This window comes from Paraburkholderia sp. USG1 (assembly GCF_031570135.1).
Taxonomy (GTDB): Bacteria; Pseudomonadota; Gammaproteobacteria; order Burkholderiales; family Burkholderiaceae; genus Paraburkholderia; species Paraburkholderia dioscoreae.
Genome location: NZ_JAMWXW010000034.1, coordinates 76154 through 98678 on the forward strand (window position 1 = coordinate 76154; position 22525 = coordinate 98678).

The window sequence follows — 22525 nt, forward strand, 5'->3', positions numbered from 1 at the left end:
CAATAGAGCAAACTGCCGACGGCAAACGCGCCACGGACAGTGGACAATGCGATCATCCCGGCTCCCGGCACGGAGTATCCATGAAAGCGCAGCGCCCGCGTCCCCCACACTTCAATGGCGAACAGCCGCATGCCGAGTGGCGCGATCACACGTTGCCTTATATCGTCGTGGCCGTGGTCATCGTGCTCGTGGTTACGCTGATCGTCTGGCTGATCGATCCGGCGCCGCCCAAAACGATCACCATGAGCGCCGGTCCGCACGACAGCTCATTTCTCGTCGCCGCGGAACAGTACCGGAAAATCCTTGCCCGCAACGGCATCACGCTGAACGTGCTGGAGTCCGACGGCTCCGTGCAGAACCTGCACCGTCTGCTGGATCCGAAGCAGCATGTCGATATCGCCTTCGTGCAGGGTGGCGTAGCCGACGGCCTCAACACTTCGTCGCTGATGTCGCTCGGCAGCGTCTTCTATATTCCGGTGGTGGTGTTCTATCGCGGCGCGGGCCTGAGCCAGCTTTCGCAACTGGAAGGCAAACGGATCGCGGTGGGCCGCGAAGGCAGCGGCACGCGACTGCTGGCGCTCAAACTGCTGGATGCCAACGGTATCGAGCCGGGCGGCAACACCGCACTGGTGCCGAGCGACGGCTTGCAGGCCGCCACCCAGCTCGTGGCGGGTGAAGTGGACGCGGCAATCCTGAGCGGCGACTCCGCAACCCGTGGCCTGATGCTGCGCCTGCTCAAGGTGCCGGGCGTTTCGGTCATGAACTTCGCCGAAGCGAGCGCCTATACGCGCCTCTTTCCCTATCTGGACGAAATCGACCTGCCGGTCGGCGTGCTGGATCTGAAGCGCACCATTCCGCCCGAAACGGTGCATCTGATCAGCCCGACGGTCGAACTGGTGGCCCGCAACACACTGCATCCGGCCATCTCCGACCTGCTGATCGAAGCGGCGCAGGAAGTGCACGGCATGCCGGGGTTATTGCAGCGCGCGGGGCAATTCCCGAGTCCGGTGGTGCGTGAATATCAGATCAGCGAGGACGCGCAGCGCTACTACAAGACGGGCAAGAGCTTTCTCTACCGCACGCTGCCGTTCTGGCTGGCGAGCATCGGCGACCGCACGCTGGTTCTGCTGCTGCCGGTGGCCGTGCTGCTGTTTCCGGCCATGCGCCTGATTCCGGCGCTGTACCGCTGGCGGGTGCGCTCACGCATCTATCGCTATTATGGTTCGCTGATTGCGATCGAACGCGGCGCGCTCGCCGATTCGACCGACGAGGAGCGCAAGCGGCTCTTCGCGGAACTGGATCAGATCGAGGATTCGTTGAACCGGCTGCGCATGCCGCTCGCTTACGCCGACGCGTTCTATGTGCTGCGCGAACACGTCGGGTTCGTGCGCAGCCGGCTAGGGGCTGCGTCGCGGCAAGGCAGCCACCCCTAGGGGGGTGGCGGTTTTTTTCAGGCTTCGCGGGTGGCTGGCGTGCTGACCGGCTCAGCGGCAACCTGGTGAGCCGGTTGCTGCGCGACTTCCTGCACGGTTTCGCGATCAGCCGGCGCATCCGTCGCACCGGCCTGCGGCTTGCCCGCTTCGACGGCTTGCGAGACCGCAGCGGCCGCCGAGACACTCGCTGTCCCGGCCGGCGCTCCCGCTGCCTCCGCGGTGGCTTGCACGCCCACTTCCGTGGCTGCTCCGGCGGTCGCGCCTGCATCCGCGCTCCCCGCGCCGGCCGCCGCCTTCGGCGCGCCCTTGCCGGCCCGATGTGCCTGCAGACGCTGCGCGCCGGCGGCTTCCTGCGCCGTGACCTTGCCCGCCTCGGCGCCCGTCAGATCGACGCGCGCCGCGCCTTCGACGAGACTTTTCCAGTAGCGGCTGCCACGGCACCATGTCTTGATCGCGTCGCGCAATTCGGCTTCGCTCAACGACAGTTCCTTCGCATGCGCGACGAGATCTTCAAAAATACCGACCTTCAGCGGCAGCTTGGGCGCCGGATTCTTGGGAAAAGCAATGGGGAAGCGTTTCTGCAGCCGCCCGATCGATTTCACCACCGGGTCCACCGGCTTCGCCTCCACCGCCGGCCTGCCGCCGGATTCGGCAGCGGGCGCGGCACGGCGCGGCGGCGCGGGCTTGCGGGCAGGCCTCGCGCCCGGCTTGGACCCGTCCTTGGCAGCAGGCCTGGCGTCCTTCGAAGCAGGCTTGGCGCCGGACTTGGCGGCGGGCGCAGCCTCGCCGCGGGCCGCGGCCAATTGCTTCTTCAGTTCAGCGAGTTGTTCGAAACCCATAGCGCACAATCGATCGAGAAAGACGAGATTGTAGCAGCGTAAGGAGACACGCTCGCGACGATGCCGCAAGGCAGGCTGCGCCGGCCGGCGTGATGGCCCGGCGCGCTACGGTTAGACTCGGTGTTTTCCGCTCTCCACGGCCACTTCCGGCGTTTCATGGACCTTAGGCAAATTCAGTATTTCATCGCGCTTTTCGAAGACGGCTCCGTCACGCGGGCGGCGAAACGGCTCAATATCGTGCAACCCGCGCTCAGCATGCAGATTGCGAAGCTCGAAACCGAATTGCGCCAGCAACTCTTCGAGCGCGGGCCGCACGGCATGACGCCGACCGACGCGGCGCGCCAGATGTACCGTCTCTACACGCCGATCATGCGCGACATCGACCGGGCCCGCGACCAGTTGAGCCGCCAGGACGCGATCGTCACGGGGCGCGTGTCGCTCGGCATGGTGTCGTCGGAGGCGGAAAGCGTGCTGCCGGAGTCGCTCGCCAGGTTCAACGCGCTGTTCCCGCAGGTGGAGGTGTCAGTCGCCGACGGCTTCAGCGCGCAGCTGATCGACGCGGTCGAAGCGGGCCGGCTGGATGCGGCCGTCATCAACAAGCCGCGCGGGCGCCTCGCGCTCGACGTGGTGCCCCTGCTCGACGAGGAGATGGTGCTGGTGACGAGCGCCGCGCTCGGCCCCGACCTGCCGCCCGCCATCGATCTCGCGACGCTGACCGGCATCGAGCTGGTCCTGCCCACGCGCCGCAACGGCCTGCGCGGCGTGCTGGACGCGGCGCTGCTGGCCGCGGACGTGGTCATCAAGCCGAAGTTCGAAATCGACCTGCTGAACACCATCGTGCAGTTCGTCGAGCAGAGCGCCGTTGCGACGATCCTGCCGCGCGTGGTGGTGCAGCGCAAAGTGGACGAAAGCGTGCTGCGCGCGCGCACCATCGCCTCACCGCCGATCGTGCGGCACATCATCCTCGTGAGCCATCCCAAGCGGCCGATCGGGCCCGCGGCGCGCGCGCTGATCGACATCATCGGCGAAGAGATCCGGCGCGTGACGACGGGCACGCCCGCCGCGTGAAACGCGCGGCAAGCCGCCTGGCCGCGAGCTAGACCGCGTCGCGCATCGCGACCTGATCGAGCCTGCCGCGCGTTTCCGGCACGACGAACGCGCCGGTCAGGAAGATCACGCTGATCGCACCGACGAAGATGGCCAGCGTTACCGGCAATTCGCTCGCGTCTTTCGCCACCAGCGAGACGGCGGTCGGCATCATGCCGCCGATCGCAAAGCCGATGTTCCATGAAAGCCCCGTGCCGGTCGCGCGAATCGCGGTGGGAAACCGTTCGTTCAGGAAGATCAGGACCGGCGCGTAGCCCGCGCTGCCGAGCGCGCTGAGAATCACCGCATAGACGCCGATCATCGTGATGCTCTGCGCCGTGGGCAGCAGCAGGAAGAGCGCGGGCAACGCGAACAGGCGAATCACGCCGAGCCAGATAAAAGCGCTCCTGCGCCCAATGAAGGTGCTCAGATGCCCCGCCGCGACCGAGGCGATCACCACCGCCACGCTGCAGATCAGCAGGATCGCCGCCGCGGCGCCGTTCGGCGCGTGGCTCACCACCTTGAGGAAAGTCGGCAGATAGCCCGAGGTCAGGTAATAGCCGCTACCGCCGCCAATGGTGAGCAGCAGGTTGACCAGCAGGATCGAGCGATAGTCGCTGGAAAACAGCGTGCGCAGCGGCGAGCGCACCGCCTCGACCGGCGCGTCGAGCTTCTGCGCGGCGGCCTTGGCGGCCTTCTCGGCGGCGAGCTTTTTCCACAGCGGCGATTCCTCGAGACTGCTGAAAACGAACAGCCCGAGCACCGAGCTGATGATGCCGGTGAAGAACATGCAGCGCCAGCCCCACACCTCGAACGCCGCGCCGGGAAAGAGCGCCGACATCGCCAGATACGTGAGCGAGGCAATCAGCGCGCCGAGCCCCGCTCCGCCTCCGCCGATCAGGCCCGACACCGCGCCGCGATATTTCGGCGCGACCGATTCGGTGCCGATGGTATGCGTGGATGCCACCACCCCGCCGACAAACACGCCCTGCACCAGCCGCAGCACCAGAAACAGGATCGGCGCAACGAGGCCGACTTGCGTGACGGTCGGCAGTGCGCCGAACGCGGCCGTGGAAAGGCCCACGCCGACCACGGCGATGATCATCGCGCCCTTGCGGCCGTGGCGGTCCGCATAAGAGCCGAACCAGGCCGAGCCGAGCGGGCGCATCAGCAGGGTCACGGCAAACGACGCATACACCGCGGCGAGCGAGAGCATGGCGTGTTCCGACGGGAAGAACAGCCTCCCGACCACCGGCGCGACGAACAGCAATACGAACAGATCGAACAGATCCAGTGCCCAACCGAGGCACGAGGCCGCGACCGCACCCATCACCTGCCGCTGGTCTGCCGCGGGCAAGGCGGCGCCATTTTGCGCTGCTACGGACATTGTCATCTCCTTGACTATTGACGGGCCGTCTTTCGACCGTCCCCGTTTCGAGGCACGTTCTTTTCGCGTGCTCTTCTGGTGGTTATCTGGCGCCGGCAGCCGCCCGCGGGGGCGGCGCTCGCGCTAGCTGCCGCGGAACACCGGCTTGCGTTTGCCGTGAAAGGCCTCGACACCTTCGCGGAAATCGTCGGAAGTACGCAGACGGCTATAGCAGTGCCCTTCGAGTTCGATCGCGATCGACAACGGCGCGTCTTCGGTGTCGTTGAGGAGCTTTTTCGCGGTGCGCTGGGCGAGCGGCGAGAACGCGCGCAGTTCGTCCACCAGCGCATCGGTCGTCGCTTCGAGCGCGGAGTCGGCCACGCATTCGACCGCGATGCCCCACTCGTAAGCCTGCTTGCCCGGAATGCGGCGCGAGCGCATCACGATGTCCTTGGTGCGGCCGATGCCGACCATCTGCTGCAAACGCGCCGAGCCGCCCGAGCCCGGAATCTGGCCGAGTTTCTGTTCCGGCAGCGCGTAGAAGGTGGTGTCGGTGGCAATGCGGAAGTCGCACGCGAGCGACAGTTCGAAGCCCACACCGAAGCAGAAGCCGCGATTGGCGGCGATCACCGGCTTCGAGCAGCGCGCGGGCGCGGCGATATTCCAGGCGAGCTTCGACACATGTTCCGGCGACGCTTCGAGAAAGCCCTTGATGTCGCCGCCGCTCGAAAAATGCTCGCCCTGGGCGCGCACCACGATCACGCGCACGCGCGGGTCGTCGTCGAGTGCTTCGAAGGCGGCGCGCAACTGGTCGCGCGCATGCATCGAAATCACGTTCAGCGGCGGCCTGTGCAGGACGATGTCGGCCCGCTCGCGCGCGGCGTCGATCTCGATGGAAAAGCCGTCGGGTTCCTGCAGCAGGCTCTGGCCGTGATGGCGCAGGTCGGTCGTGAGTTCCGTCATAGAGTTACTCCTTGGTGGTTTCGGTGTGGTGTGCATGGGATTCGCCGCGCCGGTCGGGCTCGTATTCGCCCGCCGACAGCTTGCGGCGCAGAATCTTGCCGACCGGCGATTTCGGTATGTCGTCGACGAACACGTATTCGCGCGGACGCTTGAAGTTGACGAGGTCGGACGTGCGGCAATACGCGTCGAGCGTATCGGCGTCGACATATTCCCGGCGCTTGACGAAGGCGACCACGCGCTGGCCCCAGCGCTCGTCCTTCACGCCGGCCACCGCGACCTCGTCGACGGCGGGATGCAGCGACAGCACCGACTCGATATCGACCGGTGAAATGTTCTCGCCGCCGCTGATGATCATGTCGTCGACGCGGCCCGACACGTACAGGTCGCCTTGCGCGTCGAAGAAACCGGTATCGCCCGTGAAGTACCAGCCGTCGCGCAACGATTTCGCGTTCGCGTCGGGACGGTTCCAGTAGCCTTCGAAGGCCTCGTCGCCGAGCAGATCGGCAATGATCTGCCCTTCTTCTCCCACTTGCGCCAGATCCTCGGGCGTGTGGGCTTCGAGCCTGACGACGCGCAGGCGCGTGTTGATGCCCGCGCGCCCCGCGCTGCCCGGCTTCTTCGTGGCGTCCTGGTCGACGCTGAAGGTGTAGACCTCGGACGAACCGTAGTGATTGACGAACAGCTCCGGTTTGAACGCTGCCGAGAGGCGCTTGAGCAGACCGTCGTTCATCGGCGCGCCGGCAAAGCCGAGCTTTTTTACCGTCGAGGTATCCGTCGACGCGAAAGCCGCGTCGGCGAGCAGATCGTGGTACAGCGTCGGCACCAGATAGAGGCAGGTGAGCTTGTGCTGCGCGATCGCATCGAGTGCGAAGCGCGCATTCCAGCGGCGCACGCAGACGAACAGGCCGTCCACCAGCGCCATCGAGAGCAGCGAGCGCACGCCCATCGTGTGATAGAGCGGCATCACGCCGAGCGTGCGTTCGCCGTGGCCGTACAGATTCTGCGCGACGTGTGCGAGCGCGGCGGCGCGTTCGTGACGGTGCCGGCGCGGCACGCCTTTGGCCTTGCCGGTGGTGCCGGAGGTGTAGAGAATCAGCGAGTAGTCGTCGGCATTCGCGCAGGTGCGCCCGGCGTTCGGCGCGTCGGACTCGCGCTGCGTCATGAGCGTGTCGAAGTTTGCGGTGCGGCCTTGCGCGTCGTCGAGACCGATCCGCGGCAGACGCTGCGCCGCGACACTTTGCGCGACGGCTTCAGCGCAAACCGGCTCGTATACGATGGCCTTCACGCCCGCGTCGGTCACGCAGTATTCGAGCTCCTCCGGTTTCGCGCGCCAGTTCAACGGCACGATCACCACGCCGGCGAACTGGCAGGCCCAATGCAAGGTCGCCATTTCCCAGCGGTTTTGCAGCACCACCAGCAAGCGGTCGCCCTGCGCGAGACCCAGACCGCGCAGACCTTCGGCGACCTTCACGATCAGCCGGTGCCACTGCGCGTAAGTCAGCGCCAGTTCGCCGTCCACCAGCGCCAGCGCATTGGGGCTGCGTTCCACGCTTTGCAGAAAGGTTCGGCCGAGGTCAAGCATGAGCGGCCTCCACGGTCTCGCCGGACACGTTGCCTTGTCCGCGCCGCGCCGCCACGTCGAGCACCGCGGCGACGATCGGCGTATAGCCCGTACAGCGGCACAGATGGCCGGAGAGCATGTCGCGCACCTGCGCTTCGCTCGGATCGGGCACGCGCCGCAGATAGTCCGCGCACGACATCAGGATGCCGGCCGTGCAGAAGCCGCACTGCAACGCATGATGACGCTGGAACGCCTGCTGCAGATCGCCCAGTTGCATGTCGGGCGCGAGTCCCTCCACGGTATCGATGCGGCGTCCCTGCGCCTGCACCGCGAGCATCAGGCACGAGCGCCCCGCTACACCCTCAACGTGCACCGTGCACGCGCCGCACACGCCGTGCTCGCAGCCGACGTGGGTGCCGGTCGCGCCCAGTTCGTGACGGATGAAATCCGACAGCAGTTCGCGCGGCTCGCAATAGCCGCTGCATTCACGGCCATTGAGCGTCAGCGTGACGCGCTGCTGCTCGCCTTGCCGCATGACATGCACGACGTTGCCGTTCGATGTGTTGCTCACTTCGCCTCCTCGATCACGCGCCATCCGAGTTGCCGGACCAGATGCCGGCGATAGGTCGCGCTGACATGCGCGTCGTCCTGCGCGCCCAGCTTCCAGCTCAAATCGTTCAATGCGCTGCGCAGATCTTCGTCACGCAGACGCGGCCACTGCTCGACCACCGGCCGGTCCGCCACGCCGCCCACGGCGAGGCGGATCGAATCGTCCGTCACCACGGCCGCGCAGGCCACCATCGCGAAGTCGCCGTGGCGCGCGGAGAATTCCGTGAAGCCATACCGTTCGCCCGGCCGCCTGAGCGGAAAGCGCACGGCTTCGACCAGTTCGTCCGGCTCGCGCGCCGTCATCAACATGCCTTGAAAAAATTCGCCGGCCGGCAGCACACGGTGTTTCTTCTTCGAGCGCAGCATTACGTCGCCGCCGAGCGCCGCCAGCACCAGTGGCAATTCCGCGCTCGGGTCGGCATGCGCCACCGAGCCGCACACCGTGCCGCGATTGCGAATCTGGAAGTGCGAGATATGCGGGAACGCCATTGCCAGCAACGGCACTTCGTCGCGCAGCGATTCGCGCCACTCCACGCTGCCTTGCGTCGCCGCCGCGCCCACTATCAGCAGGCCGGCCTTGTGATCGACGCGCACCGAGTTCAACTCGTCGGTGCGCGAGATGTCGATCAGCATGCGCGGTTGCGCGAGCCGCATGTTCAACACCGCCATCAGCGACTGGCCGCCTGCGAGCACACGCGCATCCTCGGCGTATTGCGCGAGGGCGTCGAGCGCATGCTGCGTGGTCATGGCGCGCAGATAATCGAACGGCGCGGGTTTCATGCCTGTCTCCTGAAACGGGCCAGCAGGCGCGAGAACCACGAGCCGCCCGCGTGGACCGGTTTGCCTGCCGCCTGCCGGCCCAGCGATTCAAACAGTTGCCGCAGCACGACCTTGGCCGCGCCTTCGAGCATGCGTCCGCCCACCGCCGCGACCTTGCCCGACACCTGGGCTTCGTAGTCGTAGGAAAGACGCGTGCCCTTGTCGATCGGCGCCAGTTCGACGAGGCCGCTGCCACGCGCGCTGCCGAGCGACGACATGCCCGCACCTGCCAAACGCAGCCGATGCGGCGCGTCGATTTCCGACAGGCCGATCTTCGCCTCGAAGCGCGCCTTGATCATGCCCACGCCGACTGTCACGTCGGCGCGATACTGGTTCGCGCCTTCGGCTTCGAGCGCATGGCAGCCGGGAATCACTCTGGCGAGCGCGACCGGATCGAGCAGCACGGCGAAAATCGCTTCCGGCGACGCGGGCAGATCGACGCTGCCCTGCGCGGTGAGCGCCTTGCCGCCGCCCGGCATCGCCGGTTTGGCCGCGGACGCTTCACGCAACTCGGGACGCGACGGCGCGGGGTCGTCCATGCCCACGAGCGCCATCACTTTGGAAGGTGTCAAAGGCAAACGGATATCGTCGACGCCGAGCGCGTCCGCCACCGCATTCGCGATGCAAGGCGGCGTGCTCATGTTGTTGCCCTCGCCGAGTCCTTTCGCGCCCAACGGCGTGAACGGCGACGGCGTTTCCAGATGGACGATCACCGGATCGGGCACTTCGCAGGTAGTCGGCATCAGATAGTCGGCGAGCGTGCCGGACTGGAAGCTGCCGTCAGCGCCGTAGCGGAATTCCTCCATCAACGCCGCGCCGAGCCCTTGCGCGAAGGCGCCGCGAATCTGGCCGTCGGCGAGCGCGGGATTGAGCAGCGTGCCGGCGTCGTGCGCGGTCACGTAGCGGTCGATCCGCACGCGGCCGGTAGCGCGATCCACTTCGATCCCGCACATGTCGAACGCAAACCCGTAAGCCGCCGATGTGTTGATGCGATCGTTCCCGTCCGGCGCGGCCATGTTCGGCGGATTCCAGAACACAGTCTCGCGCAGGCCCGGCTCTTCGCCTTCGGGCAACAGCGCGGGTGCCCAATGCGGCGCATTGGCGGCGACGCGGCCGAACGGCTGCGCGCGATCCTCGGCGCCCTTTGCATAGATGCGGCCTTCTTCGAAACGGATGTCGTCCGGCGCGCACCCCAACTGCTTCGACACGATGCGCGCGATCTTGTCGCGCACGCGCACGGCAGCCAGATGCACCGTGCCCGCCACCGCCCCGGCGAAGCGGCTCGAATAATTGCCCGCCGCCACCGACCACGCGTCCTTGTGCGTATCGAATTCGACATTGACGACCACGTCCTGCGGCGCGACACCGAGCACATCCGCGACCACCTGCGCGCACACCGTCATATGCCCCTGGCCCGCGGGCGTCGACGCAATCGTCACCACCACGCCGCCGAGCAGATCGACGCTCACCGTCGCGCTAGCGATCGCGCCGCTCTTCGGTCCGGCTTTCCTGCGCGCGTCGGCGGGCATCACGGTCGTGATGTAGCCCATGTTCGATACGGACGGTTCGACGATCGCCGCGAAGCCGATGCCGTACAGCCGCCCTTCCTTGCGCGCCGCCTCGCGGCGCGCAAGCAGTTCGTCATGACCGCCTTCGGCCAGCGCGCGGCGCAGCGCTTCCTGATAGTTGCCGGAGTCGAGCAGCGCGCCGGCCGCGGCGCGATACGGGAATGCATCGGCGGCGACGAAATTGCGGCGGTACACGTCGAGCACATCGAGCTTCAATTCGAGCGCGATACGCTGGATCAACCGTTCGAGCGCGAAATACACCTGCGGTCCGCCGAAGCCGCGTACCAGACCCGTCGGCGTCTTGTTGGTCAGCACGACGCGATTGCGCACCAGCAGATTGTCGATCGCGTACGCGCCGGTCAGGCAGCCATGCATGCGATAGAACGTGGCGGGTTCCGGCGCGCGCAGGTAGCCGCCGCAATCTTCGAGTTGATCGTAGGCGAGCGCCGTAATACGGCCGTCGCTTTCCACGGCCGCTTCGAGCGTCGAGACGCGCGCGGTCGCGGAGGTCGCCGCGCTCAGATGTTCGAGCCGGTCCTCGACCCATTTCACCGGCGCGCCCGCCTTGCGGGACGCGAGGCACATCAGCACGACATACGGAAACACCGCCTGCTTCACGCCGAAGCTGCCGCCCGAATCGCGCGGCGCCTTGTGGCGCAGACGGTTGGCGGGCACGTTCAGCGCCATTGCCATCACCGCATGCAGCGAGAACGGGCCCATGAAATTCGACGTGACGTCGTAGCCTTCGTCGCCCGCCAGATACTCCGCGATCACCACGCCGCATTCGATCGGCGCGCAGCTGTTGCGCGGATAATGCGCGACCAGTTTCACGCGATGCGGCGCCCTCTCGAACGCGGCTTCCGGCTCGCCGTAGCGGAAGTGCCGGTCGCTGATCACGTTGCTGCCCACTTTCTCGTGCAATACCGGCGACTGGTCGCTCGCCGCCTGTTCGATCGACGTGACCGGATCGAGTGTCGCGTACTCCACCTTGAGCAGATCGAGCGCGTCTTCGGCGATGGCGCGCGATTGCGCCAGCACCACGGCCACTGGTTCGCCCACGTAGCGCACGCGGTCCATCGCCAGCGCCCACTGTTCCATCGGCGATTTCACGCCGACCACGAAGGGCCGCGACCAGGCGCGCAGATCGTCGCGTGTCAGGATCGCGCGCACGCCGGGCAGTTTCGCGGCGGCGTCCGTGTCGATCGACACCAGCTCCGCGTGCGCGTGCGGCGAGCGCAGGATCGCGGCGTGCAGCGTGCCGGGCCGCACGCCGATATCGTCGCCATAGCGGCCGCGTCCGGTGAGAATGGCGGGATCTTCCAGACGTTGCATCGGGCGGCCGAGGTGCCGCTGCAGGCGTTTCTCCAACGCCGTGTCGCGTTCCTGCGTCGCGGTGTCGCCTGCATGGAGCATGTCGCGTTGATTCATTGATCTACTCCCGCGCGGCGCTCACCGAATTCATCGGCGAGTCCGCTCCAGCGCCGGGCGATCTCGCGATGCTCGATACCGAACAGATCCAGAATGCGCCCCACGGTGTGATCGACCACATCCTCGATCGTCCTGGGGTGCGCGTAGAACGCGGGCACCGGCGGCATGACGATCGCGCCCATCTCGGTGGCGAGCGTCATATTGCGCAGATGCGCGAGGTTGAGCGGCGTTTCGCGCGCGACCAGCACGAGCCGGCGGCGCTCCTTGAGTATCACGTCCGCAGCACGCGTGAGCAGGTTGTCGGCGAAACCGTTGGCCACGCCGGCGAGCGTCTTCATCGAGCACGGCGCGATCACCATGCCCGCCGTGATGAACGAACCGCTGGCTACGGCCGCGCCGATGTCGCGCACGTTGTAGACCACATCGGCGAGGCGCTCCAGGTCGCCGCGCGTCATGCCGAGTTCCTGGGCCGCGGTGAGCGCGCCGGAGGCCGACACGATCAGGTGCGTTTCGTGCGTGCCGAGGCGCCGCAACGCGGCGAGCAGACGCACGCCGATCATCGCGCCGCTCGCGCCGGAAAGGCCCACCACGATACGCTCGCGCGTCTGCTCACGCTTGTGCTCGCGCTCCTGCTCAGCCATGAGCGTCATCCAGATATGCGTCGAACGCGGTGTTGTCAGCGGCGACGAGCGCGTCCAGATCCACCGTGTCCTGCCCCGGAATACGCACACGCGTGAACACGTGCGACGCGTACACCACCGGCCGCGTGGCGTCGAGGCCCATCTTCGCGCTCACGCCCTGCAAGTGCGGCGGCGCGTCTTCCGGCTGGCCGACGGTGGTCGACGGATCGAGCAGCGAGCCTTGCGCGCCTTCGATCACGACCAGATCGCGGTCGGCCTGAAAGCGCGTGGCGACGGCCCATTCGATTTCAGCCGGATCGTGTACGTCCACGTCGGTATCGACCACGACGACCTGCTTGATGTCGTAGTGCGCGCCGAACGCGCACAGAATCACGTTCTTCGCTTCGCCTTCGCGCTTCTTGTCGAACTGCACCCACAGGTGGTAGCGGCACACGCCGCCCACGGACAGATGCACGTCCTTCACACCCGGATGACTGCGTTGCAGGTGCGCGAGCAAGCTCGCCTCGCGCGGAATCGCGCCGAGCAGCAGATGCTCCATTTCCGCCGGCACGATCGTATGAAAGATCGGCTTCTCGCGATGCGTCACCGCCGTGACTTCGATCACTTCGCGCGCTTCCTGAGCGCTGTAGTACTTCGGAAATTCGCCGAACGGGCCTTCCAGTTCACGCACGTTGGGCAGGATGCGGCCTTCTATCACGATCTCGGCGAAGGCCGGCACGTTCACGCCGTGGCTCACGCATCTGACGACGGGCAGCGGCGCGCCGTGCAGCGCACCGGCAATTTCCAGCTCGTCGGAGTCGATCGGGGAAATGGCTTGCGAGGCGAGCATCGTCAACGGATCGACGCCGATGGCAATCGCGACGTCGAGCGCCTCGCCCGCCTCTTCAGCAGTCTTCTGAAAGGCGTGCAGGTGACGCGGCAGCAGCAGGATCGCCATGCGATCGGGCCCATGCACCTGAATACGGTTGATCGAAACGTTCTGCACGCCGGTACGCGGATTGCGTGCAATCACGAGGCCCGCGGTAAGGTACGGGCCGTTGTCGTGCTCGCTATGGGTCGGAATCGGCAGCAGTGCGTGCAGGTCGATGCCGCTGGTATGCACGACCTGCTGGCAGGCCGCCTCGGCACGCGGGATTTCCTGCGAGGGAAGCGGCCGCCCGGCCGCGTCGCGAAAGCGCGCCAGCAGATCGGCCTCGGCTACGCCCATCGCTTCCGCGATCCAGGCGCGGCGCGACATGAACCCGCTGACCACCGGCACCTCGTGACCGCCCGGCTGCGTGAAGAACGCGGCTTGCGTGCCGTCCAGGCGCTTGGCGATCGCGGCGAGTTCGTGTTCGAGCGCCACCGGCCGGTCGATCGTGGCGACCCGGCCCGTGCGCGCCAGATGCGCCAGCCAGTCGCGCAGCGTGAGCGCGCCGGACGGGCGGCTCCACGCCAGGTGAAAAGTGCCGTGCGATGCGGCATCGCGAGTGTTCATCCACGTCTCCATCAATGCCTGGCTTGAGGTCCGGAGCGGACCGCCAGTCGATGACGAAAGCGTAACGAGATCGGCTTATAACTTCTAATATTGATTATTGATGCTTCGAATCATTCCTGATGATATGCGTGTTAGCACCAATGACAGCCTTTTGTAGGCAGGATACCAATAGCTATTGCACGAGGCAGCGGTGCTTCCGGCGAACCGGCGAGCCGCGCCGAAGCGTTCGTGACGTACCGTTCGGGCCTTCATCTGATACGGCGCGGCATGCTCATTACGTTTGCTGATGTTTTATTCATTCCCACATGGACCTCCGGCAAATCCAGTATTTCATCGCGCTTTTCGAAGACGGTTCGGTCACGCGGGCAGCGAAACGCCTGAACATCGTGCAGCCCGCGCTCAGCATGCAGATCGCCAAACTCGAGGACGAACTGCATCAGCAGCTATTCGAGCGCAACGCCCACGGCATGGCGCCGACGGCGGCCGGCCGGCTCATGTACCGGCTCTTTCTGCCGATCATGCGCGACCTCGCGCACGCGCGCCAGCAACTCGTGCAGCGCGACGAGGTGGTGACCGGCCATGTGTCGATCGGGCTCATTGCCTCGGTGACGGAGAGCGTGCTGGCCGATGCGCTGTCACGCTTTCACGCGCGCTATCCCCATGTGGAGGTGACCGTGGCGGACGGCTACAGCGCGACGTTCATCGACTGGGTGGCGGGCGGGCAACTCGACGCGGCCCTGATCAACAAGCCGCGCGCGCGCCTTTCGCTCGACTCGCAGCCCTTGCTCGACGAGGAAATGGTGCTGGTGACGAGCGCCACGCACGGCCCGGAACTGCCGCATGCAATCGAACTCGCGCAACTGCCGGAACTGGAACTGGTGCTGCCGACCAAGCGCCACGGCTTGCGCGGCGTGCTCGATACGGCTGCGCAGCATGAAGACGTGCTGCTCGCGCCGCGCTTCGAGATCGACGTGTTGAGCACGATCGTGAAACTGGTGGAAAGCACGCACTTTGCGACCATTCTGCCGCGCATCGCCGTGCAGCGCGCGGTGCACCAGGGCACCTTGCGTGCCTATCCGATTCTCGCGCCGCGCATTGTGCGGCATATCGTGTGCGTGAGCCATCCGCGGCGCCCGTTGAGCGCGGCGGCGGATGCACTGGTGTCGATCATCGCCGACGAATTGCGCCAGGTGTCGAGCGAATCGGAACTGGATGCGACCGTGACGGGCTCATCCGCCGATGCGTCGGGTGAATCGCGGTCAACGCCTGTTTCCAGAGAACGTTCCGCGTGAACGGCGGGTGATTGCGATCGCAAAGAAGGTGGGCCAAAACTTTTTATATTATTCGGATACCCAGGCAGTTTTTGGCCGGTGGGGATCTTCTTCAGGGAGCCAGCACGTCGCCAAACCCACCGACCCGCACACCTGCCAAGCGAATCGCCATCGCGACCCTGGCCGATAGAAGCGCTTGCAGTTCCGCTTCGTGCCGGTAATCCCGCATGCCGTCGCTCAACGCCCGCTCCCCCGCCACGGCGGGATGGCAATAAATCTCCCCCACCCCGTGCGGCAGATCGGCGAGCGCCGCAAGCCACGCCGCTTCATCCATCCGCCCGCTATCGGCGATTCCCACCGCATAATCGTTATGCGCGATGCCGGCGCGATCCAGACGCGCCTTGACCTGCGCGATCCACGGCCGCAACCACAGCGGCGCATTCGCTTCGAACGGCAGGCGCATGGCCTTCATACCGTACTCGCGGCCAATCTCCAGAATCAGTCCGAGCACCGTCGGGTGCAAATGAAAATGCTTGTGCGTGTTGACGTGATCGAGCGTCAGACCGGTTTTTGCAAACGCTTCGAACTGCGCGCGAATCTCACACGCAAGCTGCTTGCGCACATGCGGCAAGCAGAAAAACCGCGCGCCGTCCCACACCATGTTGCTGCCGAAGCGGCCATGCTCGTCGACCAGGGCGGCAACGCGCTCGCGCGGTGCAGTCGCGTCGCCGTCGGCCAGTACCAGATGCAGGCCAACCCCCAGTTGCGGCAATGCGCGGGCGCGTGTCACCGCGTCGGCGGCGGCCGGCGCACCGACCATCAGACTCGCGGCGCTCAGCACGCCTTCGCGATGCGCGCGCTCGACCGCCTCGTTGACTCGCGCGTGCAGGCCGAAATCGTCGGCGGTGACGATCAGTCCGCGTGGCTCAGTTGCCATCGGACGCCTCCACTACGTCCATTACGTTCAGCGCGCCCTTGTGCGCGGCCATCGGCGTGGAACTGCCGACTGGCACGCGCGCCCCGCGCCACACCACATGCGAGCCGAACGCGCCGGCCAGCCATTGCAACGCCAGCAATGCATCGCGCAACGGCACCAGCGGCAGATCACGCCAGAAAGTGCGTTCATGGCGCGCGGCACGCAGATGCATCAGCAGGCGGGCCGCCAACCCGGTCGCCGTGCCGGTTGCGCTCGTGAGCGCGGCCCACGCGTGGAGCGCATCGGATGCGCTCGCTGCGAGGCCTGCGGTGAGCCACGCGCCGGTCAACAGCCAGGGCGTGGGGAACGTGATGAAGAGGAACGCGAAGCCCAGCGGATTCACCGAGCGGATCGTGCGCAGCCAGCGCGTTTCGCGCTGCCACAAGGCGTAAAACGTCGGCTCGATCACATCGGTGGCGACCATCACGCGCGACAGCACGGTTCGCAGTCCGAGGGCACGTACGTGTTCGGCCAGCCAGTAATCGTCCGCGAGACAATTTTTCAGCGCCTCGAAACCGCCGATGCGCTCGAGCGTTGCGCGCCGCAACGCGAGCGTCGCACCGAAGCCGAAGCGGCGCGAGCCGGCCGCATGCGCGACGCGCACCGACGGCGCGAACCACTCGTTGATGAAGAGCGCGCCCACGCGCGGCCAGAAGCCGCCGACGCCTTGCGCCACGTAAAGACACGTGACCACGCCCACGCGCGGATCCGCGAGCGGCGCGGCCACGCTGTCGAGATAGTCGGCTTCGACGGCGATGTCGCTGTCGGCAATCACGATCACCTCATGGCGGGCCCGCTCCGCCATGTTGATCAGGTTGCTGACCTTGAGGTTGCTGCCGTGCACGCGCGTGTCGATCGCGAGTTCGATGTCGTGCGTCGGATAGGCCGCCTGCAAACGGCGCACCACGGCAATAGCCGGATCGTCGGGCGACGATACGCCTAGCACGAGCTGGAAATATCCATGACGCTGTTCGCAGAAGGTTCGCAGATTTTCGTAGAGACGCGGCTCGGCGCCGCACAGCGGCTTGAGCACGCTGACGCCGACATATGCGAACGGATACAGCGCAGACGAGGCGCGCAACGCGTCTTGAGCGGGACTGGCCGCAACGCTGCGGCGCGAGGCATAAAACGGCATTGCGACCGCCGCCAGCATTGCGTAAAGCGATGCGCCGGTGCAGCCGGCTAGAAGAACCCACTGGCATGCCGTCAGTACGTGTGCCGCCATTGTCCGGTTCCGTCAGCGCTCAGCCAGCACGAACGGTCTACCCGTCAGGCGCAGATGAAGAATCACGAGCCAGCGCCGCGGGCAGTTCGAGGCAATCGCGAAAGGCCGCGCGGGCCGGCCTGCGCCCGTTGCGTAATGCCCCTCGCGCGCGAGTTCGAAGGCTGCGTGCGCGAACTGGCGCGTCACGATCACGCCGCTGACGATCACCGCAATGGCCAGCAAGCGGAACGGTGTGGAATTGAAGGCGTGCTGGGAAACCGGCAACAGCAGCAGCCCGAGGCACACGAGCACCTCGGTGCCCATGGCCGTGAGCGAAGCCACCAACAGGTGGGCGCGCAGCATGTCGACGGTGACTGGCTTCATGACTGGGTCTCGTGGCCCGACGAAATGCACGGCGCCATGTATTGACGCAACTTGCCGGCGTGGAAAATCGCCGGTCGTCCATCTCATCGATGTGCTTACGATTGAACTGCAATGACGTGGCAACAGAGCCGCCGCCGCATGGCCGCAATCACGCCGCGGCAGTGACCTGTTGAGGGGCGATAGTAGCGAGTCAAGCTGAAGGAAACCTTAAGGAATAAGGCGTATAAAGCGGGTGATGAACAGGATGGTTAAACTTCGGGTTACGGTTCGGCGCCTGTCTGACCATGCCGGCCGCCATGCAAGAAAACATCGAATGGAATGAATGGACTCATGCGCGTACTCCTCGTAGAAGACGACGATCTGATCGGCTGCGGTATCGAAGCGGGGCTGCGTCAAGCGGGCTTCACGGTCGACTGGGCCCGCGACGGCCATAAGGCCGGACTCGCGCTCGACACCACCGTGTACGCGCTGGTGGTGCTCGATCTCGGCTTGCCTCGCGTATCGGGCATGGAACTGCTGAAACGGCTGCGCGATTCGGGTAAGGACGTGCCGGTGCTGGTGCTGACCGCGCGGAGCACGGTGCTCGACCGTGTCGGCGGCCTCGAAGCCGGCGCCGACGACTACCTCGGCAAGCCCTTCGATCTGACCGAACTGATCGCCCGTTGCCGGGCCTTGTTGCGCCGTGCGCAAGGCCGCAGCGTCGAGCAGATCCGCTATCTGGACCTGACGGTCAATCCGGCCGCGCAAACCGTCGAAGTGGGCACGAGGCGCGTGCCACTCACCTCGCGCGAATGGGCGATCCTGCTGCAGTTGCTGACCAATCAGGGGATCCCGCAATCGCGCTCACGTCTCGAAGAGAGCCTGTACGGCTGGCAGGAGGAAATCGAGAGCAACGCGATCGAAGTGCACGTGTCCAATCTGCGCAAGAAGCTCGGCGCGAAGCTGATCAAGACGGTGCGCAATATCGGTTACGTGATGGAGAAAGAATAATGGGCGCGTCGATTCGCCGGCGCCTCGCGTTGCTGGTGCTCGCCAGCATCGTACTGATGTGGGGCATCGCGCTCGTGTCCAGCTATCGTCAGGCCACGCGCGAAGTCGGCGAATGGGAAGATGCGCGGCTCGCCGAACTCGCGCAGATTCTCGCCCTGCTCGATCAGCGCAATCTGAGCACGCTCGCCAACGCGCGCATCGACGTGCGCGAAGAGGAAAGGCACGGCGAGCCCGGCGCCAACGACAACGACGACGACGACTCGCTGCCTCGCGACGCACTATTCCAGGTGCGCGGCCGGAGCGGCGAAGTGCTGGCGGGCAGCCCGCAATTGCGCGAACTCGGCGCATGGGATCTGCCCGTGCCGGTCGCGAGCGGTGCGCGCGACATCACGCTCGGCGGCCAGATGTATCACTCGTTCACTTTGCGCGACACCCTGCTCGGCCACACGGTGCGCGTCTTCGAACTGGCCAACACGCGCAGCGACCTGGTGAGCGGCGTCGCGAGCCGGATCGCCCGCCCCACGCTGATCGCGCTGCCGGTGCTGGCGGTGCTGGTATGGTTCAGCATCGGCTGGAGTCTGGCGCCGCTCAGGGTGCTGTCGGGCGCGATTCGCGCGCGCGACGTGAACCGGCTGGAGCCGGTCGATATCGGCCGCGCGCCGACCGAGGTGCGCCCGCTCGTCGATGCGATCAATCTGCTCCTGTCGCGTTTGCTGCACTCGCTGGAGCGCGAACGCGCGTTTACCGCCGACGCCGCCCATGAACTGAAAACGCCGCTTGCCGCGATCAAGGTGCAGGCGCAGGTGGCCCTGGCCGAAACGGATAAGGCGCGGCAGCGGCTCGCCATGGAACGCGTGGTGCAAGGCGTGGATCGCAGCGCGCGCCTCGCGGAGCAGTTGCTGCTGCTCGCGCGTCTGGACGTGCACGAAAAGATGACGGCGGCGCCGCTCAAACCCGCCGTGGTCGCAAAGAACGCGCTGCTCGCCAACGAGCGCAGCGCACAGCAGAAAAACATTCACGTGACGCTGACGGGCGACATGCGCGCCGAGATCAACGCGGAGCCCGTGCTGATCGGCATCCTGCTCGACAATCTGCTCGATAACGCGATCAAGTACGGGCGCGCCGGCGGCAGCATCGAAGTGGCGGTGCAGCACGCCGAAGACCGCATACAGGTGACCGTGCGCGACGACGGCCCCGGCGTCGCGCCAGGCGATCTCGACCGTCTGACGAATCGTTTTTTCCGGGCGACCGGCAATCAGGCCACCGGCAGCGGGCTGGGCCTTTCGATCGTCGCGCGGATTGCGGAACATTTCGGCGCGAGCCTGCGTCTCGGCAAAGGCATCGGCGAACGGGGACTCGCGGTCGAGGTGTCGTTTCCCGCTTATACGCAGGCGAGTTGAGGAGAAAGCAGAAGCGGGCCTCGCATCGACGCATCTCGCTTGTGAGGGTGCGCTTTCCCGCGTCCACGCGCCCCATGTGCTGCGAACCGTTGTGCCTTGGTGATCCTGCGGCGCGCGCCGTTCGGTCTCTAAGGCGCGCGCTCGAACGCTCGCTGCGGCGCCCGATTCGACGACTCCGCGAACTGCCACGCAATCAGCCCCGGCACGAATATCACGAGATCGCGAATCCGGCGCGCACCGGCCAGCGCGAGACAGATGGAAGGATCGAGGCCGAGCGCGCCGCCGATCAGAATGAAGCCGCCCTCCTGCACGCCCAGGCCGCCCGGCACGAAGAACGCCGCGCTGCTGATCGCCTGGATCAGCGATTCGATCACCGCCGCTTCGACGAGCGTGACGTGCACGCCGAGAAAGTACAGCGCCAGCCAGATTTCCAGCGACGTGAGAAAGCACTGCAGCGGTTGCCAGAAAAACAGATAGCGCAGCACCACGCCACGCCGCCGCCAGATCAGCTTGATGGCCTGATCGATCTGCGCCGACTGGCCGACCAGCGCGGCAAGCTTGCCGCTCGTCATATGATTGAGTGCGCGCGTGATGCGTTCGAACGGACTCGCGTGCTGCACGAGCGCGAACAGCACGAGGAGCGGCGTGAGCACCACCACGCCCCAGGCCAGTTGCCCGGCAAGCCTGAGCGTGTCGGAATGCGCATGCGCGAACAGAAAGCCGATGCCGACCATCGTGAAGAGCAACTGGCTGATCACCGTAAGCTGCATGTCGACGATGATGCTGCCCACCGCCGTGGACGGCCGCACGCCCCAGCGCCGCAGCATGCGGAACGACACCACTTCGCCGCCGATGCGCGCCACCGGCAGCATGCTGTTGACCGATTCGCGCACCCACGCGAGGTGCAGCATGTTGAAGATGCCGGGACGGTTCGCGCCGCGAATCAGCGAACGCCAGTCGCAGGCATTGGCGAGCATCGGCAGCACGTGCGCGAGCGCGGCTAGCAGCAGTCCCGCGCCGGCCGCGCGCAGTGCGCCGAGCACGGCGCCGGGATTGTCGTGCCAGACGAGCCAGAGCGACGCCAGCAGGCCGGCTAGCGCGGCCACGCGGCCGAGATGCTTCATCACGCGCCCACCTCGTGCGCGCGCTTCCGGCGCGTTGCCCTGCGTTCAGAAGCTGCTTCGAAAAAACGATCCATCATGCCAATCCACGCTGCCCTTCGTCCGTCATTCGTCCTGCGCCGCCGACAACAGGCCGTCGCCGTCCACCTTGAAGCTGAAGCCTCGCCAGATCACGCGCGACGAGCAGAAGCTCGCGACGAAAATCGCAAACGATACGATATCCCATAACGGCAGCAGCCACAGGTCGCGATGCGCCTGCTTCAACGCACGATCGGACAGCAGTTTCAACGCGAGCCGCGCGCACATGGCGGCCAGCGCGAGCGACCATGCCCACCATGCGCCGCCCGAGAAGACGAGCGCAAGCAGCGCGAACGCGAACGGATGAATCAGCGCCGAGCCGAGATGGCCGAGCGGATCGATGCGGCGGATCGTGCGGCTCCAGCGCAGCTCATGCGCGATCAGTTGCGCCGCACTCGATTCCACGCACGCATGCGAGATCGTGAACGGCGGGATCGCCACTTTCTCGCCGGTCATGCGCACCGCTTCGCCGATGGCGTGGTCTTCCGCGAGATGCCGCACGAACGGCGTCAGGCCGCCGATTTTTTCGAGCGTATTGCGCCGCATCGCAATGGTCTGGCCGAAGCACGGGCGCGCGAGCCCAAGCGCGAGACCGGTCACGACGCCGGGCAGGAACTGATAGTTGGTCGCCTTGGCCGACAGACGCGGCCAGAAGCCAGGATCGGGCTGTCCGCGATACGCGCAGGTGACGAGCCCCACGCCGGGTTTCTGCAATTCGCCAATCACATTGCGCAGATAGTCCGGCTCGACGCTCACGTCGCTGTCGGCGAAGACGAACACGTCGTGCTGTGCTTGCGGCAGCATATTGAGGATGTTGCTGATCTTGCGGTTCGGCCCGTAGAGACGCGCATCGGCCACCACGGTGATGTGCGCGTCGGGATAGAGGCGCCGCAGTTCGTCGACGGTTTGCAGCGCGGGATCGGCCGAATCGTGCACGCCGAACAGAAACTGCACGGGCCCCGGATAGTCCTGCCGGCAGAAGCTGGAGAGATTGTCGAGCAGCGCCCACTCGTTGCCGTGCAGCGGTTTGACGATCGTGACCGGCACGAACTCGGTCGGCTCGGACACCGCCCGCTCGAAGAACCGTCCGATCAGCGCACCGGCAAGCACGGTGTAGCCAATGCCGAGGACCGCGGCCGCCGCGCTGGCGCAGGCCAGCGTGACGGCGACCAGATGCGCGGCGCTCACGCCTCGTGGGCGCGCAGGAAACGGAAGAATTCGACGCCCTCGCGCAGGCGCCGTTTCATCATGTCCCAGCTCGTCAGCATCTCCCGCAGGATTTCCCAGATCTTCGACGGCCGGAAATAGAAA

The 22525-nt window shown here is 66.1% G+C and carries 19 protein-coding genes; 5 read left to right on the forward strand and 14 right to left on the reverse strand.

The features are described 5' to 3' along the window. The first annotated feature begins 80 nt into the window (after nucleotides 1-80). Nucleotides 81-1433 carry a TAXI family TRAP transporter solute-binding subunit gene (locus NE850_RS32825; RefSeq protein WP_007181804.1) on the forward strand — a complete coding sequence of 451 codons (1353 nt, stop codon included), beginning with the start codon at nucleotides 81-83 and terminating at the stop codon, nucleotides 1431-1433. A 17-nt stretch (nucleotides 1434-1450) separates the two neighbouring features. On the opposite strand, the gene NE850_RS32830 is transcribed toward NE850_RS32825, so the two are convergent. After that, nucleotides 1451-2272 (reverse strand): ProQ/FinO family protein, encoded by an 822-nt coding sequence (locus tag NE850_RS32830; protein WP_007181803.1) that lies wholly within the window; start codon nucleotides 2270-2272, stop codon nucleotides 1451-1453. Between the two features lie 156 nt (nucleotides 2273-2428). On the opposite strand from NE850_RS32830, the gene NE850_RS32835 reads away from it, so the two are divergent. Next, nucleotides 2429-3340, forward strand: coding sequence for a LysR family transcriptional regulator (locus NE850_RS32835; RefSeq protein WP_007181802.1), 912 nt, complete (start codon nucleotides 2429-2431; stop codon nucleotides 3338-3340). A gap of 28 nt (nucleotides 3341-3368) precedes the next feature. Here NE850_RS32835 and NE850_RS32840 read toward each other — a convergent pair whose 3' ends face one another. The 8 genes from NE850_RS32840 to NE850_RS32875 form a co-directional block, all read right to left on the reverse strand. Next, nucleotides 3369-4745, reverse strand: a complete 1377-nt coding sequence (locus tag NE850_RS32840) for an MFS transporter (RefSeq protein ID WP_007181801.1) — start codon at nucleotides 4743-4745, stop codon at nucleotides 3369-3371. A gap of 123 nt (nucleotides 4746-4868) precedes the next feature. After that, nucleotides 4869-5687, reverse strand: a complete 819-nt coding sequence (locus NE850_RS32845) for an enoyl-CoA hydratase/isomerase family protein (RefSeq protein ID WP_007181800.1) — start codon at nucleotides 5685-5687, stop codon at nucleotides 4869-4871. A gap of 4 nt (nucleotides 5688-5691) precedes the next feature. Further along, a complete protein-coding gene (locus NE850_RS32850) occupies nucleotides 5692-7269 on the reverse strand; it encodes an AMP-binding protein (RefSeq protein WP_165186064.1) in 1578 nt (525 codons plus the stop codon). After that, nucleotides 7262-7783, reverse strand: a complete 522-nt coding sequence (locus tag NE850_RS32855; protein WP_232064260.1) for a (2Fe-2S)-binding protein — start codon at nucleotides 7781-7783, stop codon at nucleotides 7262-7264. Before NE850_RS32855 ends, NE850_RS32850 begins: the two co-directional genes overlap by 8 nt. Nucleotides 7784-7815: 32 nt before the next feature. Then, nucleotides 7816-8637, reverse strand: a complete 822-nt coding sequence (locus NE850_RS32860) for a xanthine dehydrogenase family protein subunit M (RefSeq protein ID WP_007181797.1) — start codon at nucleotides 8635-8637, stop codon at nucleotides 7816-7818. Further along, the gene (locus NE850_RS32865; protein ID WP_007181796.1) at nucleotides 8634-11672 is read right to left on the reverse strand and encodes a molybdopterin cofactor-binding domain-containing protein; all 3039 of its coding nucleotides are present in this window, start codon (nucleotides 11670-11672) and stop codon (nucleotides 8634-8636) included. Before NE850_RS32865 ends, NE850_RS32860 begins: the two co-directional genes overlap by 4 nt. Then, on the reverse strand, nucleotides 11669-12313 hold the full coding sequence (locus NE850_RS32870) for a UbiX family flavin prenyltransferase (RefSeq protein ID WP_007181795.1): 645 nt from the start codon (nucleotides 12311-12313) through the stop codon (nucleotides 11669-11671). The genes NE850_RS32865 and NE850_RS32870 overlap by 4 nt, the downstream gene beginning before the upstream one ends. Continuing rightward, nucleotides 12306-13790: a UbiD family decarboxylase gene (locus tag NE850_RS32875; protein WP_007181794.1), complete on the reverse strand. Its 1485-nt coding sequence runs from the start codon at nucleotides 13788-13790 to the stop codon at nucleotides 12306-12308. Before NE850_RS32875 ends, NE850_RS32870 begins: the two co-directional genes overlap by 8 nt. Nucleotides 13791-14095: 305 nt before the next feature. On the opposite strand from NE850_RS32875, the gene NE850_RS32880 reads away from it, so the two are divergent. Beyond that, nucleotides 14096-15082 carry a LysR family transcriptional regulator gene (locus NE850_RS32880; protein WP_007181793.1) on the forward strand — a complete coding sequence of 329 codons (987 nt, stop codon included), beginning with the start codon at nucleotides 14096-14098 and terminating at the stop codon, nucleotides 15080-15082. 91 nt (nucleotides 15083-15173) lie between these two features. Here the strand turns inward: NE850_RS32880 and hpnK are convergent, their stop codons facing one another. From hpnK to NE850_RS32895, 3 genes are read right to left on the reverse strand one after another with little or no spacing between them, the layout of a single operon-like run. Further along, entirely contained in the window at nucleotides 15174-15998 is an 825-nt protein-coding gene (gene hpnK / locus NE850_RS32885; protein ID WP_310699878.1) for a hopanoid biosynthesis-associated protein HpnK, read from the reverse strand. Beyond that, entirely contained in the window at nucleotides 15988-17262 is a 1275-nt protein-coding gene (hpnI, locus tag NE850_RS32890) for a bacteriohopanetetrol glucosamine biosynthesis glycosyltransferase HpnI (protein ID WP_007181791.1), read from the reverse strand. Before hpnI (NE850_RS32890) ends, hpnK begins: the two co-directional genes overlap by 11 nt. A gap of 12 nt (nucleotides 17263-17274) precedes the next feature. Then, nucleotides 17275-17625, reverse strand: a complete 351-nt coding sequence (locus tag NE850_RS32895; protein WP_007181790.1) for a hypothetical protein — start codon at nucleotides 17623-17625, stop codon at nucleotides 17275-17277. Nucleotides 17626-17955: 330 nt separating this feature from the next. On the opposite strand from NE850_RS32895, the gene NE850_RS32900 reads away from it, so the two are divergent. Continuing rightward, nucleotides 17956-18615 (forward strand): response regulator transcription factor, encoded by a 660-nt coding sequence (locus NE850_RS32900; protein ID WP_007181789.1) that lies wholly within the window; start codon nucleotides 17956-17958, stop codon nucleotides 18613-18615. Continuing rightward, a complete protein-coding gene (locus NE850_RS32905) occupies nucleotides 18612-20015 on the forward strand; it encodes an ATP-binding protein (RefSeq protein ID WP_035518604.1) in 1404 nt (467 codons plus the stop codon). Before NE850_RS32900 ends, NE850_RS32905 begins: the two co-directional genes overlap by 4 nt. Nucleotides 20016-20143: 128 nt before the next feature. Here NE850_RS32905 and NE850_RS32910 read toward each other — a convergent pair whose 3' ends face one another. Continuing rightward, nucleotides 20144-21139 (reverse strand): flippase-like domain-containing protein, encoded by a 996-nt coding sequence (locus NE850_RS32910; protein ID WP_007181787.1) that lies wholly within the window; start codon nucleotides 21137-21139, stop codon nucleotides 20144-20146. 102 nt (nucleotides 21140-21241) lie between these two features. Then, nucleotides 21242-22402, reverse strand: a complete 1161-nt coding sequence (hpnI, locus tag NE850_RS32915; protein WP_007181786.1) for a bacteriohopanetetrol glucosamine biosynthesis glycosyltransferase HpnI — start codon at nucleotides 22400-22402, stop codon at nucleotides 21242-21244. Between the last annotated feature and the right edge of the window lie 123 nt (nucleotides 22403-22525).

Bases quoted from the DNA above. Each gene is read 5' to 3' on its own strand.
- NE850_RS32825 (WP_007181804.1), top strand. From the start codon at position 81: ATGAAAGCGCAGCGCCCGCGTCCCCCACACTTCAATGGCGAACAGCCG.
- NE850_RS32830 (WP_007181803.1), bottom strand. From the start codon at position 2,272: ATGGGTTTCGAACAACTCGCTGAACTGAAGAAGCAATTGGCCGCGGCC.
- NE850_RS32835 (WP_007181802.1), top strand. From the start codon at position 2,429: ATGGACCTTAGGCAAATTCAGTATTTCATCGCGCTTTTCGAAGACGGC.
- NE850_RS32840 (WP_007181801.1), bottom strand. From the start codon at position 4,745: ATGTCCGTAGCAGCGCAAAATGGCGCCGCCTTGCCCGCGGCAGACCAG.
- NE850_RS32845 (WP_007181800.1), bottom strand. From the start codon at position 5,687: ATGACGGAACTCACGACCGACCTGCGCCATCACGGCCAGAGCCTGCTG.
- NE850_RS32850 (WP_165186064.1), bottom strand. From the start codon at position 7,269: ATGCTTGACCTCGGCCGAACCTTTCTGCAAAGCGTGGAACGCAGCCCC.
- NE850_RS32855 (WP_232064260.1), bottom strand. From the start codon at position 7,783: ATGCGGCAAGGCGAGCAGCAGCGCGTCACGCTGACGCTCAATGGCCGT.
- NE850_RS32860 (WP_007181797.1), bottom strand. From the start codon at position 8,637: ATGAAACCCGCGCCGTTCGATTATCTGCGCGCCATGACCACGCAGCAT.
- NE850_RS32865 (WP_007181796.1), bottom strand. From the start codon at position 11,672: ATGAATCAACGCGACATGCTCCATGCAGGCGACACCGCGACGCAGGAA.
- NE850_RS32870 (WP_007181795.1), bottom strand. From the start codon at position 12,313: ATGGCTGAGCAGGAGCGCGAGCACAAGCGTGAGCAGACGCGCGAGCGT.
- NE850_RS32875 (WP_007181794.1), bottom strand. From the start codon at position 13,790: ATGAACACTCGCGATGCCGCATCGCACGGCACTTTTCACCTGGCGTGG.
- NE850_RS32880 (WP_007181793.1), top strand. From the start codon at position 14,096: ATGGACCTCCGGCAAATCCAGTATTTCATCGCGCTTTTCGAAGACGGT.
- hpnK (WP_310699878.1), bottom strand. From the start codon at position 15,998: ATGGCAACTGAGCCACGCGGACTGATCGTCACCGCCGACGATTTCGGC.
- hpnI (WP_007181791.1), bottom strand. From the start codon at position 17,262: ATGGCGGCACACGTACTGACGGCATGCCAGTGGGTTCTTCTAGCCGGC.
- NE850_RS32895 (WP_007181790.1), bottom strand. From the start codon at position 17,625: ATGAAGCCAGTCACCGTCGACATGCTGCGCGCCCACCTGTTGGTGGCT.
- NE850_RS32900 (WP_007181789.1), top strand. From the start codon at position 17,956: ATGCGCGTACTCCTCGTAGAAGACGACGATCTGATCGGCTGCGGTATC.
- NE850_RS32910 (WP_007181787.1), bottom strand. From the start codon at position 21,139: ATGAAGCATCTCGGCCGCGTGGCCGCGCTAGCCGGCCTGCTGGCGTCG.